The organism is Acidimicrobiia bacterium (assembly GCA_036396535.1).
GTDB lineage: Bacteria > Actinomycetota > Acidimicrobiia > Spongiisociales > UBA5794 > DASWKR01.
Genome location: DASWKR010000030.1, coordinates 91,123 through 104,839, shown reverse-complemented (window position 1 = coordinate 104,839; position 13,717 = coordinate 91,123). Strand labels below are relative to the sequence as shown.

The window sequence follows — 13,717 nt, the reverse complement described above, 5'->3', positions numbered from 1 at the left end:
GGAGGAGCCATGCCGCCAGTCCAAGTGATCATCGCAGCCGCGGCAGTGGCGCTCTCCATCCCGTTGTTGTTCGTTTCGATCTCTCGGGGAGCCGAATCGAGCAGCATCTTCGCCCGCCGCGCCGGTCGCGGCGAGAAGCGGGTCACCGACCTCGGTGCGCTGATCCTCGAGCAGGGCGCAGGCGAGCGAGTCGTGCGGCCGGCGCTCGCCGCCGTGGCCGGTCGCCTGAGAGCCTTCACACCTGCCGGAGTGGTCGACAGGCTCGAGAACCGGATCGTGCTCGCCGGCCTCGAGGACCGTTGGCCGATCGAGCGGGTTCTCGTCGTCAAGGTGCTCGGCGCGGCGGCGGCCGCCACCGCCGGGTGGTACCTGGCGGGGCCGTTGCTCGCTCTCGGAGCCGGCGGCCTGGCGTACCTGCTGCCGGACTTCACCCTCGACGGCTCGGCCAAGAAGCGTCAGGACCAGATTCTCAGGGAGCTTCCGGACGCCATCGATCACATCACGATGAGTGTCGAGGCAGGCGTCGGGTTCGAGGGAGCCATCGCCCGCACGGCGCGCGCCGGGCGCGGACCGATGGCGGCCGAGCTGCGACGGGCACTCCAGGAGATGCAGCTCGGGGCGAGTCGGACCCAGGCGCTCCGCAACCTGGCAGCCCGCAACGACGTGCTCGACCTGAACACGTTCATCGGAGCGGTCGTGCAGTCCGAGGAATACGGCCTGCCGATCGCCAACGTGCTGCGCATTCAGGCTTCCGAGCTGCGGATGAGACGCAAGCAGCGCGCTGAGGAGCGGGCGCTCAAGATCCCGGTCAAGATCGTCTTCCCACTCGTCGTCTGCATCTTCCCCTCGTTGTTCATCGTGCTCCTCGGACCGGCGGCCGTTCGCGTGTGGAGGGATGTGCTCAGTTGAAAGAGATCGTCGGCGACGTCTCGGGGAACGGGCTCCACAGGCGCGGCGAGGCCGTCCTCGTGGACGACCTGCTTCTCGAGCTGCCCGCCAGGCAGACCCGCTCGAGCGTCGTTCCATCCGGGTTCGAGCCGCTCGACGAGGCGCTCGGCGGCGGGCTGCGCACCGGAACGCTCACGCTTCTCAGTGGCCTCCCCGGCGTCGGCAAGACGATCCTTGCCATGCAATGGGCGCGCCGCGTCGCCGGCGGTGGCGCCGGGGCGATGTACGTGTGCTACGAGCACGACGAGGCGACGATGCTCGGCAGGCTGCTGCTCTCCGAGCTCGGGGATCTCGCCGCAGCCGAAGGCAGCGGCTCGACCCGCGACATCAGGGCGCTGCTCTGGGCACTCGCCAACGGAGAGATCGAGCTTGGTGAGGCGGCGGCGGGCAACCTGCTCGTCAGGGCCGCTCACGCCAGGGTCCGTGAGTACGCCAAGGACATGTGGCTGCAAGCTGCCTCCGGTTCTCGGACCGGCCTCGACGACATCCGTGCCCACCTCGACGCCTACGGCCGAGAGCGTGCCGTGCTGTTCGTCGACTACCTGCAGAAGGTCCCGGTTGCCCCGTCGGTCGCAGCCGTTGCCCTCAAGGACATGGCAGTCGACTTCGACGTCGCCGTGGTCGCCGTCGTCGCCGGCGCTGAGGCGTCGCTCGCGCACCGCAGGGTTCGAGCCCAGCACCTCGATTCGGCGGCCGCGCTCACCTACGAGGCCGACACGATCCTCATCGTCAACGAGAAGTACGCGGCGGTGTCGAAGCGCCACACGGCGTACGACCCGGTGCGGGCCGAAGGGTTCAAGCGCCAGGTGGTCGTGTCGATCGAGAAGAACCGATCGGGCCCGGCAGGCATCAACCTCGAGTTCGAGAAGGACTTCGTCCACTACCGGTTCCACCCGAAGGGCGGCTACGTCGAGGAGTCGCTCATCGACGATCTCATCTTCACGGACTGAGCAGTCCTGTCCAGGTGCGGACGGCGGTCCGCCGCCGATCGACCGTCGCCGGTGACGTGACTGCTGGCGTCGGGAGCTCACTGAAGGCCCCGGCGGAGGCCGCCACCTCGAGCCCGGGCACAGGAGGACGATCGACGCCTGCCACCGGCGCCTCGGCTTCGGCAGCCCCAGGGGGGATTGCACGGTTGAGGATCGATATGTCTTGGATCTGCCAATGGCCGTCGTACGGGTCGGCGCCCCGGAAGTACACCCGCTTCGTCCCCTTCGGGACGCCCATGGAGTAGTTCTTGTACTTCCAATGCTCGGCGCTGCGGTTGTGGGCCAGCTTGGCCGCCTTCCACGTCGCCCCGTTGTCGAAGCTCACCTCGAGGTCGAATCCGACCCCGGTGAACTGGAGCTGCGAGCCGGCCGGTGCCTTACGCGGGAAGGTGACGTAGGACGGGGTGTCGGAGTCGACGTGGCGTCGGTTGGCCGGAAGCGCCGTGATGGGCTCGGAAGGCGCCAGGTAGATGTTGTCCCAGTGCCATGTGTTCGGCCCTACGGAGCACCCGTCGTCGCACTCGAAGACGTCGTACGAGTTGTGGCCGAACTGGACGATGCCCTTGTCGAAGCCGAGGCCTCCAGGGATCTGCTTGTTGGGGATCCAATAGAAGCTCTCGTTGGGCATGCCGACGGAGATCCGCTGCTTCGACAGCTTGATCTCGAACGTCGAGCGAACAGTGGCCGACGGGGTCAGGAAGTTCTCGTAGCCGACCCACTCGACCGGCCCGTCGATGTCCGTCACTTGGAAGTCCTTCACGACCTTCACGTCGACCGACCCGATGTCGGTGAACGACTTGAGGGCGATCATGATCCCGTTGCGAGGCGTGCCCTGCATGGACGGGCGATCCTTCTGAACGGGAATGCGCAACAGATCCTCGTAGGGCGTGATCCAGATCTCGAACCAATCGCGCTTCGATGCTCGCAACGTCGAGACGTCGAAGCGGATCGTCGCCTCACCGCCGGAGAAGTCGAGCGTCCGGTTCGGCGAGAACATCGCCACCGCATAGTTGTGGAGGCTCTTCTTACCGGAGCTGACGGCGGTCATCATGTGGAAGCGGCAGTTGTAGACCGCGTCGCCGTACTTCGTGACCTTGTGAGTCTCAGGTGGCGGGTCGCAGTTGGCGCCGTGCTGGGCCTGCATCGGCGCCAGCTTGTCCCAAGTCGAGCCGACCCGGGAGTTGATGCTGACGCTGAACTCCTCGGAGTTCTCGAACGGTTTCGGGCCTGCCGGATCGACGCTGTCGAACGTCTTCAGGTACTCGGGGCCTTCGCACGGGTCGAGCCTGATCGCCGAGAGACAATCGTCGGCCCCCGGGCCGCCTATGGCCTTGTCCATGCCGTTGCCGCCATTGAGCCAGTCGGACCCGGCGTTGCCGACGAGCCTGTCGGCGTTGCCGCCGCCCCTGATGACGTCGTTGTGCCGGTCACCTCGGAGCGTGTCGTTGCCCGACCCGCCCGCGACGGTGTCGGCGCCGCGGCCACCGTTGACGATGTCGGCGCCCTTGCCGCCGGCGATCGTGTCGGGCGACCCGCCACCGTTCAACACGTCGGGACCGGCGCTGCCGGCGATGTCGTCCTCGCCGTCTCCGCCCGAGATGGCGTCTGCGCCGGCGCCACCAACGAGGAGGTCGTCGCCCCGGCCGCCTGAGATCTCGTCGTCGCCCGCGCCCCCGCAGATCACGTCGTCGCCTCCCTTTCCGGCGATCACGTCGTTCCCGCCGCCCCCATGGATGACGTCGGCTCCCGCCGTACCGATCATGGTGTCGGAGGCCGCCGTACCGGCGATGGTGACTGCGAGTCCGGCGCACTTGGCGCCGGCCTGGGCCGCGGGGACTCCGGTGAGCAGGCTGAGCGTGAGGACGAGCGTCGCGGTGGACACCCCGGCCCGGGTTTGGTGGCGCATCGAACGTCTCCCACTCGACGGTCTGGTGCGCTTCTCTACCGTCCCATGAGATGCGCTACTGCCCAAAGTAGCTGGACAAACACTAACGGTAGGTTCAGAACCCGTCGAAATGCGGTTAAGGCGTTTCCGCCCCCGTAGCGGACGACATCAGGCCTCCGCCCTCTCGTATCTCACCTGGCAGAAGCCGTGGTTGCAGTAGCCGTTCGGGTTCTTCGCCAGGTACTGCTGGTGGTAGGTCTCGGCGTAGTAGAACGGTCCTGCCTGCTCGAGCTCCGTCGTGATCGATCCGAAGCCCGCTGCGGTCAGTGAGTCCTGGTAGGCGTCCCTGCTGGACTCCGCTTCCTTGCGTTGCTGCTCGTTCGTCCAGTAGATGGCCGAGCGGTACTGCGTGCCGACGTCGTTGCCCTGGCGATTCGGGGTCGTCGGGTCGTGGTTCTCCCAGAACGCCGCCAACAGCTCCTCGTAGCCAACCGTCATGGGGTCGTACACCACGATCACGGCCTCCGTGTGCCCTGTTCGTCCCGAGCAGACCTCTTCGTATGTCGGGTTCGGGGTCAACCCGCCGGCATAGCCGGCGGCCGTTGCATAGACCCCGTCCGTCTCCCAGAAGATGCGCTCGGCGCCCCAGAAGCAGCCCATCCCGAAGTAGGCGATCTCCATCCCGTCGGGGAAGGGGGGGACGATGCGGTTGCCGTTCACGTAGTGAGAATCCGGAACGGGCATCTCGGTCGGGCGACCGGGGAGGGCGGTCTCGGCCGTCGGCATCTCGGCAGCCTTGCGTCCAAACACCATGTTCAGCTCCTTGTGTGATCGGTCACGAGAACCGGCGCCGGTGGCGCGGTGTTCCTGAACGTTCCGTGAACGGCGCCACGTCCGACGTCGTTACCATCGGCCGTGTGACTCAGACGGTAGGCGACCTGCTGGCCTCGTTGAAACGCGTCGTTCCGTTCGACAAGGCAGCGGGGTGGGATCCCGTTGGCCTTCAACTCGGAGACCCGGGGGCGCCGGTCGCCAAGGTGGCCGTCTGCCACGAGCTCACGGAGGGCGTCGTGGCGGCGCTCGAGTCCGATCCGGTCGACCTCGCCGTCGCATACCACCCGCTGCTCTTCGGTGACGTGGCGACGTTCGTGGCAGGCCGGCGCCCTGAGGGCAGGGCGTTTCGCCTCGTGAGGGCCGGCGTTGCCGTCGCTGTCGTCCACACCGCGTTCGACGTCGCTCCGGGCGGCGCCGCCGACGCCCTGGCGGCGTCTCTCAGCCTCGAGGAAGTCACCGGGTTCGGGCCGCTGTGGCCGGCGGACTCGTGCGCCGTGACGGTGATCGTCCCCGTTCCCGCCGCCTCCGCCGTCGAGGCGGCTATGACAGACGCCGGGGCGACTCCGGCCGCCCCGTTCGGCATCGCACCGGTGGCCGCTGCCGGCGGGGGTGACGAGCCGACCGTCAACGTCGAGATGCTCGTCGAGGCGCCGGCAGTCGATCGAGTCGTCACCGCGATGGCAGCCGCACACCCCGACGCCGATCCGGCGTACCGGGTCGTCGATGTCAAGCCGAGCGCCTCCTTCGTGGGCAGGTGCGGATCGCTGGGCGCCCCGGCGACTCTCGGTGATCTCGCAGCCGTCGTTGCCGATCGCATCGGCGGTGCGATTCGCGTTGCGGGAGACCCCACAGACGTGGTGACCACGATCGCAGTGGTCCCGGGGTCCGGGTCGTCACTCATCTCGCAGGTGCCTCCGGGAGTCGACGTCCTGGTGACGGGAGACGTCATCCACCACCGAGCCCGCGCCGCTCTCGATCGAGGCCTCAGGATCATCGACCCGGGCCACGTCGAGACAGAAAGACCCGGCATCGCGGCGTTGTACGCTGCCATCTGCGAGATGCACGACGACGTCGTCGACTTGACAGGAATCGAAGTGACACCGTGGAGGCAGGCCTGATGCGGGAGCTGGAGAGCCTCGCCGACCTCCTCGAACTGCAGGAGGTCGATCTCCAGATCGACCGGCTACTCAATGAGCGTGCCTCGCTTCCAGAGCTCGAGCGCTATCGCAACGCTGCGGCCAAGGCGGCGGCACTCGCTGAGGAGCACCAGGCAGCCAATGCGGCGCTCCGAGACACGACGCTCGCGCTCGACAAGACCTCTGGAGAGCTCGAGCTTGCCGAGACGAAGCTGGCGGCAGAGCAGAACCGCCTGTATGCAGGCGGTCTCAGCGCCCGGGATGCCGACTTTTTGAGGCAGCAGGTGGCGATGCTCGTCCGCAAGAACGGTGAGATGGAGGACGAGATCCTCGAGCTGATGGAGAAGCGCGACCAGGGCGAGAAGCTGGTCGCCGAGATCGGCGACCACAAGGTGGCTGCCGATACAGACAAGGCCGGCCTCGAGGCGTCCATCTCGGAGGTGTGGCAAGTGATCGATGCCGAGCTGGCGGACCGCGAGGCGAAGAAGGCAGACATCATCCCGCTGATCGCCGACGACCTGCTCGAGCTGTACGACGAGCTGCGTGGCTCGAAGGAGGGGGTCGCCGTCGGCCGGCTCACCGAGGGCACCTGCGGCGGTTGCCACCTGGTGCTCACCGAAGCGGAGCAGCTCGAGGCGAAACGATCCGACCCCCCGCGCTGCATCCATTGCAGGCGGATCCTCGTCCCCTGACACATGCTGCTCTGGCACCTCGGAGCCACGACCGCCATCGTCCGATACGCCTTCCGCGACGAGCGAATGGACCTCAGGCTCCTCTTCGTCGGCGCCATCCTGCCCGACCTCGTCGACAAGCCGGTCGCCCTGATCTTCTTCGACTCGCTCCGATCGACCAGGCTCATCGCGCACTGCTTGCTGGCGGCGACCGTAGCGATGATCGCCGTGCTGATGGCGACGAGGCGAGGGAGGCCCCGCAAGAGGTGGATGCCGCTCGCCGTCGGCATGTTGGTCCACCTCTTCCTCGACGGGATGTGGAGCGACCCCGAGACGCTGTGGTGGCCGATGCTCGGACTCGACTTCTCGCCGAACATCGCCGCCTCAGCCGGGACCTATCTCGGGAGCCTCCTCACGAACCCGATCGTCTGGATCGAGGAGCTGCTCGGCGCCGCATACCTGGCGTGGTTGTACGTGAGAGGAGGTCTCGGTGGCCGTGAGGTGAGGCGGCGTTTCCTGGCGGACGGCGTCATCGCGGTTCCTATCGGGCGATGACCGGCGCTCGAACGCCGGGAGGCCGACCGATTGGAGGTTCGTCTGCACCCTCCTACCCTTGCGCCGATGCGAGCCGGCGCCACGCTGCAGCGCGCAGCACGCGGCACCCCCCACGTAGACGTGCCTCGCACGCGCCGGATCCGGCGTCTTGCGGTGGTCGCCGTTGTGGCGCTCTCCAGCGGGGCGTGCGGAGGCGCCGAGCGCCCGACAACGACGTCGCAAGTCCCTGCCAATTTTCCGACGGCTGCGGTGCGTGTCTGGCTGGAGGCGGTTGCGCAGGCAGACCTCGCCGAGATCGACCGGGTCGTCGAACGGAGGGGCGAGGCCGTCGTCGTCGCCCTCGAGAACGGGTTCGACGCAGATCAGCTCGCAGCCGCGGCGACCGGCGGACTCCCCGACGACCTCGCCGACCAGTACTGGCGCTCGTTTCGCGAGGCGTTCGACGAGTTCGACGCAGGCAGCCTTGCTGCAGTCGAGGTTGGTGAGTTCGAGGAGATCACTGCCGACGGCAGGAGCTTCGCATTCGTCGATGTGACCGGGACGCAGGGCGCCGCCAGGATTGTCACCCGTCTCGCCTCGAACGGGCAATGGCAGGTCGACCTCGTCGGAACGCTCGCGAGCGCACTGAGCACGCAGTTCGGGACCCTCCCCGAGTTGACCGGAACCGAGGAGGCCCGCGCCGTGCTGTTCGAGGTCATCGCCGATGCGGTGCTCCCTTCGCTCGAGCTGGTCGCGTCGCAGCCGGATGCGGCCGCCGACGTCGAAGAGGCCGTCGACGTGTTGCAGGAGGCGGTCGACTCGGCATGATCCTTGGGAAACCAGTTGTCATCGACCAGAGTCGAACGTGTGAGGGAAGATCGGAGCAGGTCGGCTGCTCCCGACGGACAGAAGGAGAACTCCATGTCCGACAGCACTCGTACGTGGATCGCCGAGGTCATGGGCACCTTTGCCCTCGTGTTCATCGGCGGTCTCAGCATTCTCGCCGGACAAGGGGACCTGACGGTCCTCTCGCTCGGGTTCGGACTTGCTCTGCTGGTGGGGCTTTACGCCTTCGGTGAGGTTTCGGGCGGTCATTTCAATCCGGCCGTGAGCCTGGGGGCGTTGCTCGACAAACGGATCGACACGAACACGTTCATCCAATACGTCATCAGCCAGGCTGGGGGCGCTTCGATCGCGATGGTGGCGATCCTCGGGGCGTCCAGTCAGGACGCTGTCGCCGGAACTGTCACCAGGCCGGGGGCAGCCTCCGTGGGAGGGGCGTTCATGCTCGAGATACTGCTCACCGGACTGTTCGTCGGCGTGATCCTCAAGGTGACCGCCAGCGAGGCGAACCGGAACACGGCATTCCTCGGCATCTCGCTCACGCTGGTTGCCATCCACCTGGCGGCCGCTCCGCTCACGGGCGCCTCCGTGAATCCGGCACGGTCTCTCGGGTCGGCTCTCGTGGGCGGCGAGTTCGGAGACTTCTGGATCTACGTGACGGCTCCGTTCATCGGAGCAGCGCTCGGCTGGATCGTGTACAAGGCGATCACCGTCGAGATCGGCGAGCGGGAACTGACCTGAGCGGACCAGAGCCACTCGAGATCGACGGCGGGCCCCGGAAGGGGCCCGCCGTCATTCCGGCTCATCGCACCTCAAGCTGACGGCGACGGCAACCGACAAACAATGGAACCCGCCCCACGCTCCCGTGGAGCGCAGAACGAGTAGGTGTTGATGACGGAGAACTCGAATCGTGTGAACGACTCGATGCCCGATCTGTTGCTCGTCGAGGACAACTCGCTGCACATTCGCCTCGTGCAGTCGATGCTGTCCGAGATCTGGCCGGACGGCGACTCCGTTCGTACGGCCATGCGGCTCGACACCGCCCTCCGGGAGCTCGGAGAGCAGCGGCCGGACTGCGTTCTGCTCGATCTCATCCTTCCCGACGCCGACCACCTGGACAGTGTCAAGGCCGTCCACGGCGCCTACCCCGACGTCCCGATCGTCGTGCTGAGCGCCCACGAGGACGACTCGCTGGCCCTGGCTGCCGTCGACGAGGGAGCCGAGGACTACCTCACCAAAGGGGTCGTCACACCAGACCAGCTCGCCAGGTCGATTCGATTCGCCATCCGTCGCAAGGCAACGGAGCTCGGACAGGACGCCGAACCGACCCAGCCGACGGTGACCCAGTCGGCGGCTGGCCTCGCCGTGCTCGACACCGCAGGGACGATCAGGCTGGCGGAGCCGTCGCTTGCCGAGTGGATGCACCTCGACGGCGAAGGGCTCGTCGGGCAGAAGGTCACGGATCTGACTGTCGCAGACGACGTCGACTTGTGGGAACCCATCCTGTCGCGGCGCGCCGGAACGTCGATACGTGAGGTCGATGTGCGGATGCATGGAGGAGCCGGCCGCGTCGTCGACGTGCGCGTCCAGATCACTGCTCTCACGAACGGGGCGGTCACCCCCGCCGGCTACCTGGCGCTGTGGTACGTGTCGGACGATGCGGTCGACGCACCTCCGATGGCGACCGCCGGTGTGAGCGAAGGCTGACCGGAAGCGGTGAGCCCGAAGCTCGAAGCTCCGGGCTCACGGCGCCGAGTCCGGGTGTAAGCCGGATTCTGTCGAGGACGGCCATCTATCTGAGCGGCCCACCTGGGACGTGACGGGCGGGCCACCCTGTCCCTGCTTGGCCTTGCTCCCGGTGGGGTTTACAGAGCCGTCCCGGTCACCCGAGGCGCTGGTGGTCTCTTACACCACCGTTTCACCCTTGCCTGTGGCCGAAGCCCATCGGCGGTCTGCTCTCTGTTGCACTGTCCGTCGGGTCGCCCCGCCTGGCCGTTAGCCAGCACCGTGCCCTGTGGAGTCCGGACTTTCCTCGGCCTCGCGGCCGCGGCCGTCTCCCGGACTCGACCGTCGAAACGATACTCACGTACGGCCAGTTCCAGCCCGGTGTCATGCGCCCTCGTCACGATCGACGATCCGCCACTCGGCGAGTGCGCCCCCGGCAGCGCCGATGACCATGGCGACGACCCCGAGCAGGACGAACAAGGGAAAGGCGCCCACGGGATCGCGGGCGACGCTGATCGCCACGGTGACGACGAGCAAGCAGAGGGCGCTCACGCCGCCGTGGAACAATCGCCACGCCGGAGCCAGCCTCCCCGCCACGTAGCCCGCCAGCAACTGAGAGACGTACTGCACGAAGACGAGGATTCCGCGCCCGCCTTCGCTCGTCACGAGCCCGAGGACGCCCAGGAGCAGGTAGGAGCACAAGGCGAACCCCAAGGCGGTGATGGCGCCCATCAGGAGGGCGCCGCCGGAGAGGCTCGGGAATCCGCCCGAGCGATCAACCGTCACGATCGGAAGCAATCGGTCTGGGCATCGGGTGTGGCGATGAAGCCGAACGGCCTCGCCACACCTCAGGAGCCGTTCTGGAGGTGCTCCTCGAGCCCGGCGACCCAGCCGAATGGAAGCCCCCAATGCTTCGATCCCTCGAGCATGAGCTTGAGGTAGTCGACCGAGGGGGAATAGTGCTCTCCGGTCTCGGCGTGGAGGTGCACCCTCACCTTGTGGCGCTTTCCGTTGCGGTCCATCGCCTCGACCGTCTCGCAAACCCGCTGCTCCGTAGCCTCGACGCGGTCGAGGACCCCGAACTCACGGTCGGGCACCGAGAACACGGCACCCCACACCGTGCTCCCCATCCCGGCGCGGACCGTCGGCAGCCCTCCGCCCCACTGGGCGTCTCTGATCGGGAAGTCGATTCCCCACTCCGGGAGATGGGCGATGAACTCGAATGTGGCGCCCGGGGCGACCTCGGCCATGCGGTCGGGTGCGATGCGCGCGTCATAGGCGAAGTAGAGCAGGACCGCCTCCTAGCTACGTGTTCGAACCGTGCCGATGTTCCGTCTGAGCAGGGCATTGTAGCGATGCGGAGCGAGCCCGTTTCGTGAGGAGAGGCTTCCGCTCGGCCCGCGGGAACCAAAGCCCCGATCAGTTCGTCTTAATGGGTGACTGTGTCTTCAGTCTCGACACCTCGAGGTGCCACCCCGATGACAGACACGCTGGAGATCCCCCCAGTCATTCTGGCGGCCCCGGTCACCGATGAGCGCCCTTGGGTCGTGTTCTCCGCCTGTCGCGACAAGGACCCCGACATCTTCTTCCCAGCCACGAAGGAGGAATCCGACGTGGCGATCTCCATCTGCCTCACCTGTCCGGTCAGATCCGAATGTCTCGCATACGCCTTGGAGGCGCGCGAGCGCTTCGGGATCTGGGGAGGGCTCACCGACAAGGAGCGCCGGAGCAGGCTGCGGCGCTGAGGCGTCCTGGAACCAGACCGGCCGGGGCGCCGTCCGACACGGCATGAGACGAACCCTCGCCCTTGTGTCCCTCCTCATCACGGCATGCGGCGGCGGCGCCGCTCCTACCACCACCCAGCCGCCGGCCACCACGACCGTCCCGCCGGTCACGACGACATCTACCGTCACCGCCGCACCGGTTGCAGTGATCAGAGACTCCGGCGGGTGCGTGCAGATGGGTCCCAACTGCGCCATCTACGTGATCTGGAACGACGGGTCGGTGGCCGTGCACCGATCGGACGAGACCAACACCACAGGACTTCCACCCGTCGACTCCGCCGAGATCTCGGGGACCATCCCGGTGGAGGTTGTCGATCGCCTGGCAGCCGCCATCGCAGCCACCGACTTCGACGAGCTGCGCGCCCGACTCGGGGAGGGGTCTTGCCAGGGCTGCGTCGACGGCATCGACACCGAGATCACGTTCTACACGCAGAGCAGCGAAGAGACGATCAGCTCGATCGAGTTCGAGTTCGATCCGTCCGATCCTCTCTTCGTGGCTGTCGACGACGTCAGGATGACGATCGCGCTCACCATGGTGCTTCCGATCGAGCAACACTGAGTGGTGGGGTCGGCGCTCTCGTGCCGCCGACCGACCGCACTTGGTATCTTGCTCGACGCATGTCGGACTTCCCCTGGCCTGATCTCCTCACTCGACTCATTGCTGGCGAGAGCCTCAGCAGGCATGACGCCCGCGCCGCGATGAACGAGATCATGTCAGGCGAGGCGACACCCGCTCAGATCGCCGGGTTCATCGTCGCGCTGCGGTCCAAGGGTGAGACCGCGGACGAGATGACCGGACTCGTCGAGGCGATGTACGACGCCGCCGTCACGATCGACGTCGGCGAGCCGGTGGTCGACCTCGTGGGCACAGGCGGCGACCGGGCGGGCACGTTCAACATCTCGACGACGGCCGCCTTCATCGCAGCAGGAGCAGGCGTCAAGATCGCCAAGCATGGCAACCGGGCCGCATCCTCGGACACCGGGTCTGCCGACCTGCTCGAGGCGCTCGGTCTGCGGCTCGACCACGGTCCGGCGACAACCGCCGCGATGATCCGCGACGTCGGGTTCGGCTTCTTGTTCGCACCTGCGTACCACCCGGCGATGCGTCACGCCGGACCTGTGAGGCGTGAGCTCGGCGTCAGGTCCGTCTTCAACTTCCTCGGGCCGATGTGCAATCCGGCGCGGGCGTCGCGGTCCGCCATCGGCGTGTCCGATCCGAAGATGGCGGAGCGCATGATCCAGGTGCTGGACAATCTCGGCCTGGAGTACGCCTTCGTGTACTACGGCGAGGACGGGCTCGACGAGCTCACGACGACCGGCCCCTCTTTCATCTACCGGCTGAAAGACGGCGAGATCACGCACGCCGAGTTCACGCCTGAGGACTTCGGGGTTCGCAGGTCGACACTCGACGAGATCCGGGGCGGGGACGTCATCCGCAACGTCGAGATCACCCGGTCGGTCATCGAGGGAGCCAAGGGCCCTCACCGCGACATCGCCCTGGTGAACGCGTCGCCCGCCATCGTGGCGGGTGGCCTGGCGGACGGCTTCACGGAGGCCATGGCCCTGGCCGCCCAATCGGTCGACAGCGGGGACGCCGCCGCCGTCCTCGAACGGGCGCTGACATACGAAGGGCCCGGCGGCGACAACGGTGCCCCATGAGGCGAAGAAGGTGCTGGCGGCGCTGAACTTTTCCTGAACATCGACCGTATTGCGGGTCGAGCACATGAACCGTCCCTATGGTCACGGCATGAGCCGTTTCGTCAGGATCGTGGCGGTGTTCGCCCTGCTCGCAGCGGCGTGCGGCGGGGGCCCCGCCACGATTTCGTCGACCTCGCCGACGGCGCCTGCCCCTGATACGACGACGGACGCCGAGCCTGACGGACCGGTTGCACCGAGCTTCACCCTCGTCCTCGGCGACGGCTCGACGTTCGACCTGGCGCGGGAGGCGAGGCCGGTCTACATGGTCTTCTGGGCTGAGTGGTGAACGACCTGCAGGCGGGAGTTGCCCGTCGTCGATGAGGTAGCAGCCGACTATCTCGACTCCGTGGAGTTCGTCGCAGTGGCGGGGCGGAGCACCGAGGAAGCGAGCCGAGAGCGGGCTCCCGAATGGTTCAGCGACAATCTGGCCTGGGGCTACGACGACTCGATCTGGGAGCTGTACGAGGTGTTCGGTCAGCCGACGACATTCCTGATCCACGACGGTCGCATCATCGACATGTGGTTCGGTGCGCTCGGCGAGCAGGAACTGCGCCAGAAGCTCGATCGAGTCGTCGCATCGACGACCTGACGAGGCCCGGCACGGTGGCGAGTCTGCATCGGCCGCGTCGCTAGCGTTCCCCGAATGTGGGAACCGCCGTCTGGCGCAAAG

17 protein-coding genes and 1 other RNA gene are annotated in these 13,717 nt (G+C 67.1%); 13 read left to right on the top strand and 5 right to left on the bottom strand.

Features of this window, described 5'->3' with window-relative positions; all coding sequences use genetic code 11:
• The first annotated feature begins 9 nt into the window (after positions 1 to 9).
• Both VGC47_05260 and VGC47_05255 read left to right on the top strand, forming a co-directional pair.
• Positions 10 to 909 (top strand): type II secretion system F family protein, encoded by a 900-nt coding sequence (locus tag VGC47_05260; protein ID HEX9854703.1) that lies wholly within the window; start codon positions 10 to 12, stop codon positions 907 to 909.
• Positions 906 to 1,898, top strand: coding sequence for a DnaB-like helicase C-terminal domain-containing protein (locus VGC47_05255; protein ID HEX9854702.1), 993 nt, complete (start codon positions 906 to 908; stop codon positions 1,896 to 1,898). The genes VGC47_05260 and VGC47_05255 overlap by 4 nt, the downstream gene beginning before the upstream one ends.
• Here the strand turns inward: VGC47_05255 and VGC47_05250 are convergent.
• A complete protein-coding gene (locus tag VGC47_05250; GenBank protein HEX9854701.1) occupies positions 1,888 to 3,843 on the bottom strand; it encodes a calcium-binding protein in 1,956 nt (651 codons plus the stop codon). The genes VGC47_05255 and VGC47_05250 overlap by 11 nt on opposite strands.
• A 147-nt stretch (positions 3,844 to 3,990) precedes the next feature.
• A complete protein-coding gene (msrA, locus tag VGC47_05245; protein ID HEX9854700.1) occupies positions 3,991 to 4,635 on the bottom strand; it encodes a peptide-methionine (S)-S-oxide reductase MsrA in 645 nt (214 codons plus the stop codon).
• Between the two features lie 104 nt (positions 4,636 to 4,739).
• On the opposite strand from msrA, the gene VGC47_05240 reads away from it, so the two are divergent.
• The 6 genes from VGC47_05240 to VGC47_05215 all read left to right on the top strand — a co-directional run bounded on the left by VGC47_05240 (position 4,740) and on the right by VGC47_05215 (position 9,547).
• Positions 4,740 to 5,774, top strand: coding sequence for a Nif3-like dinuclear metal center hexameric protein (locus tag VGC47_05240; GenBank protein HEX9854699.1), 1,035 nt, complete (start codon positions 4,740 to 4,742; stop codon positions 5,772 to 5,774).
• Positions 5,774 to 6,484 (top strand): hypothetical protein, encoded by a 711-nt coding sequence (locus VGC47_05235; protein HEX9854698.1) that lies wholly within the window; start codon positions 5,774 to 5,776, stop codon positions 6,482 to 6,484. The genes VGC47_05240 and VGC47_05235 overlap by 1 nt, the downstream gene beginning before the upstream one ends.
• Before the next feature lie 3 nt (positions 6,485 to 6,487).
• On the top strand, positions 6,488 to 7,018 hold the full coding sequence (locus tag VGC47_05230) for a metal-dependent hydrolase (GenBank protein HEX9854697.1): 531 nt from the start codon (positions 6,488 to 6,490) through the stop codon (positions 7,016 to 7,018).
• A 66-nt stretch (positions 7,019 to 7,084) separates the two neighbouring features.
• The gene (locus VGC47_05225; protein HEX9854696.1) at positions 7,085 to 7,825 is read left to right on the top strand and encodes a hypothetical protein; all 741 of its coding nucleotides are present in this window, start codon (positions 7,085 to 7,087) and stop codon (positions 7,823 to 7,825) included.
• 93 nt (positions 7,826 to 7,918) lie between these two features.
• A complete protein-coding gene (locus VGC47_05220; GenBank protein HEX9854695.1) occupies positions 7,919 to 8,581 on the top strand; it encodes an MIP/aquaporin family protein in 663 nt (220 codons plus the stop codon).
• Between the two features lie 150 nt (positions 8,582 to 8,731).
• Complete coding sequence (locus tag VGC47_05215; GenBank protein ID HEX9854694.1) at positions 8,732 to 9,547, top strand: response regulator; 816 nt, start codon at positions 8,732 to 8,734, stop codon at positions 9,545 to 9,547.
• Positions 9,548 to 9,588: 41 nt separating this feature from the next.
• On the opposite strand, the gene rnpB is transcribed toward VGC47_05215, so the two are convergent.
• The 3 genes from rnpB to VGC47_05200 all read right to left on the bottom strand — a co-directional run bounded on the left by rnpB (position 9,589) and on the right by VGC47_05200 (position 10,815).
• Positions 9,589 to 9,906, bottom strand: an RNA gene (rnpB, locus tag VGC47_05210) — RNase P RNA component class A.
• Positions 9,907 to 9,949: 43 nt separating this feature from the next.
• The gene (locus tag VGC47_05205; GenBank protein HEX9854693.1) at positions 9,950 to 10,351 is read right to left on the bottom strand and encodes a hypothetical protein; all 402 of its coding nucleotides are present in this window, start codon (positions 10,349 to 10,351) and stop codon (positions 9,950 to 9,952) included.
• Positions 10,352 to 10,413: 62 nt separating this feature from the next.
• The gene (locus tag VGC47_05200; protein ID HEX9854692.1) at positions 10,414 to 10,815 is read right to left on the bottom strand and encodes a gamma-glutamylcyclotransferase; all 402 of its coding nucleotides are present in this window, start codon (positions 10,813 to 10,815) and stop codon (positions 10,414 to 10,416) included.
• 228 nt (positions 10,816 to 11,043) lie between these two features.
• Between VGC47_05200 and VGC47_05195 the strand changes: the two genes are divergently transcribed.
• From VGC47_05195 to VGC47_05175, 5 genes are all read left to right on the top strand, one after another.
• A complete protein-coding gene (locus VGC47_05195) occupies positions 11,044 to 11,310 on the top strand; it encodes a WhiB family transcriptional regulator (GenBank protein ID HEX9854691.1) in 267 nt (88 codons plus the stop codon).
• A gap of 43 nt (positions 11,311 to 11,353) precedes the next feature.
• Positions 11,354 to 11,908, top strand: coding sequence for a hypothetical protein (locus tag VGC47_05190; GenBank protein HEX9854690.1), 555 nt, complete (start codon positions 11,354 to 11,356; stop codon positions 11,906 to 11,908).
• Positions 11,909 to 11,967: 59 nt separating this feature from the next.
• Positions 11,968 to 13,008, top strand: a complete 1,041-nt coding sequence (gene trpD / locus VGC47_05185; protein HEX9854689.1) for an anthranilate phosphoribosyltransferase — start codon at positions 11,968 to 11,970, stop codon at positions 13,006 to 13,008.
• A gap of 88 nt (positions 13,009 to 13,096) precedes the next feature.
• Positions 13,097 to 13,333, top strand: a complete 237-nt coding sequence (locus VGC47_05180; GenBank protein HEX9854688.1) for a hypothetical protein — start codon at positions 13,097 to 13,099, stop codon at positions 13,331 to 13,333.
• Between the two features lie 18 nt (positions 13,334 to 13,351).
• Entirely contained in the window at positions 13,352 to 13,636 is a 285-nt protein-coding gene (locus VGC47_05175) for a hypothetical protein (protein HEX9854687.1), read from the top strand.
• The last annotated feature ends 81 nt before the right edge of the window (positions 13,637 to 13,717 follow it).

Bases quoted from the DNA above. Each gene is read 5' to 3' on its own strand.
- VGC47_05260 (HEX9854703.1), top strand. From the start codon at position 10: ATGCCGCCAGTCCAAGTGATCATCGCAGCCGCGGCAGTGGCGCTCTCC.
- VGC47_05250 (HEX9854701.1), bottom strand. From the start codon at position 3,843: ATGCGCCACCAAACCCGGGCCGGGGTGTCCACCGCGACGCTCGTCCTC.
- msrA (HEX9854700.1), bottom strand. From the start codon at position 4,635: ATGGTGTTTGGACGCAAGGCTGCCGAGATGCCGACGGCCGAGACCGCC.
- VGC47_05235 (HEX9854698.1), top strand. From the start codon at position 5,774: ATGCGGGAGCTGGAGAGCCTCGCCGACCTCCTCGAACTGCAGGAGGTC.
- VGC47_05230 (HEX9854697.1), top strand. From the start codon at position 6,488: ATGCTGCTCTGGCACCTCGGAGCCACGACCGCCATCGTCCGATACGCC.
- VGC47_05225 (HEX9854696.1), top strand. From the start codon at position 7,085: ATGCGAGCCGGCGCCACGCTGCAGCGCGCAGCACGCGGCACCCCCCAC.
- VGC47_05220 (HEX9854695.1), top strand. From the start codon at position 7,919: ATGTCCGACAGCACTCGTACGTGGATCGCCGAGGTCATGGGCACCTTT.
- VGC47_05215 (HEX9854694.1), top strand. From the start codon at position 8,732: ATGACGGAGAACTCGAATCGTGTGAACGACTCGATGCCCGATCTGTTG.
- VGC47_05200 (HEX9854692.1), bottom strand. From the start codon at position 10,815: ATGGCCGAGGTCGCCCCGGGCGCCACATTCGAGTTCATCGCCCATCTC.
- VGC47_05195 (HEX9854691.1), top strand. From the start codon at position 11,044: ATGACAGACACGCTGGAGATCCCCCCAGTCATTCTGGCGGCCCCGGTC.
- VGC47_05190 (HEX9854690.1), top strand. From the start codon at position 11,354: ATGAGACGAACCCTCGCCCTTGTGTCCCTCCTCATCACGGCATGCGGC.
- trpD (HEX9854689.1), top strand. From the start codon at position 11,968: ATGTCGGACTTCCCCTGGCCTGATCTCCTCACTCGACTCATTGCTGGC.
- VGC47_05180 (HEX9854688.1), top strand. From the start codon at position 13,097: ATGAGCCGTTTCGTCAGGATCGTGGCGGTGTTCGCCCTGCTCGCAGCG.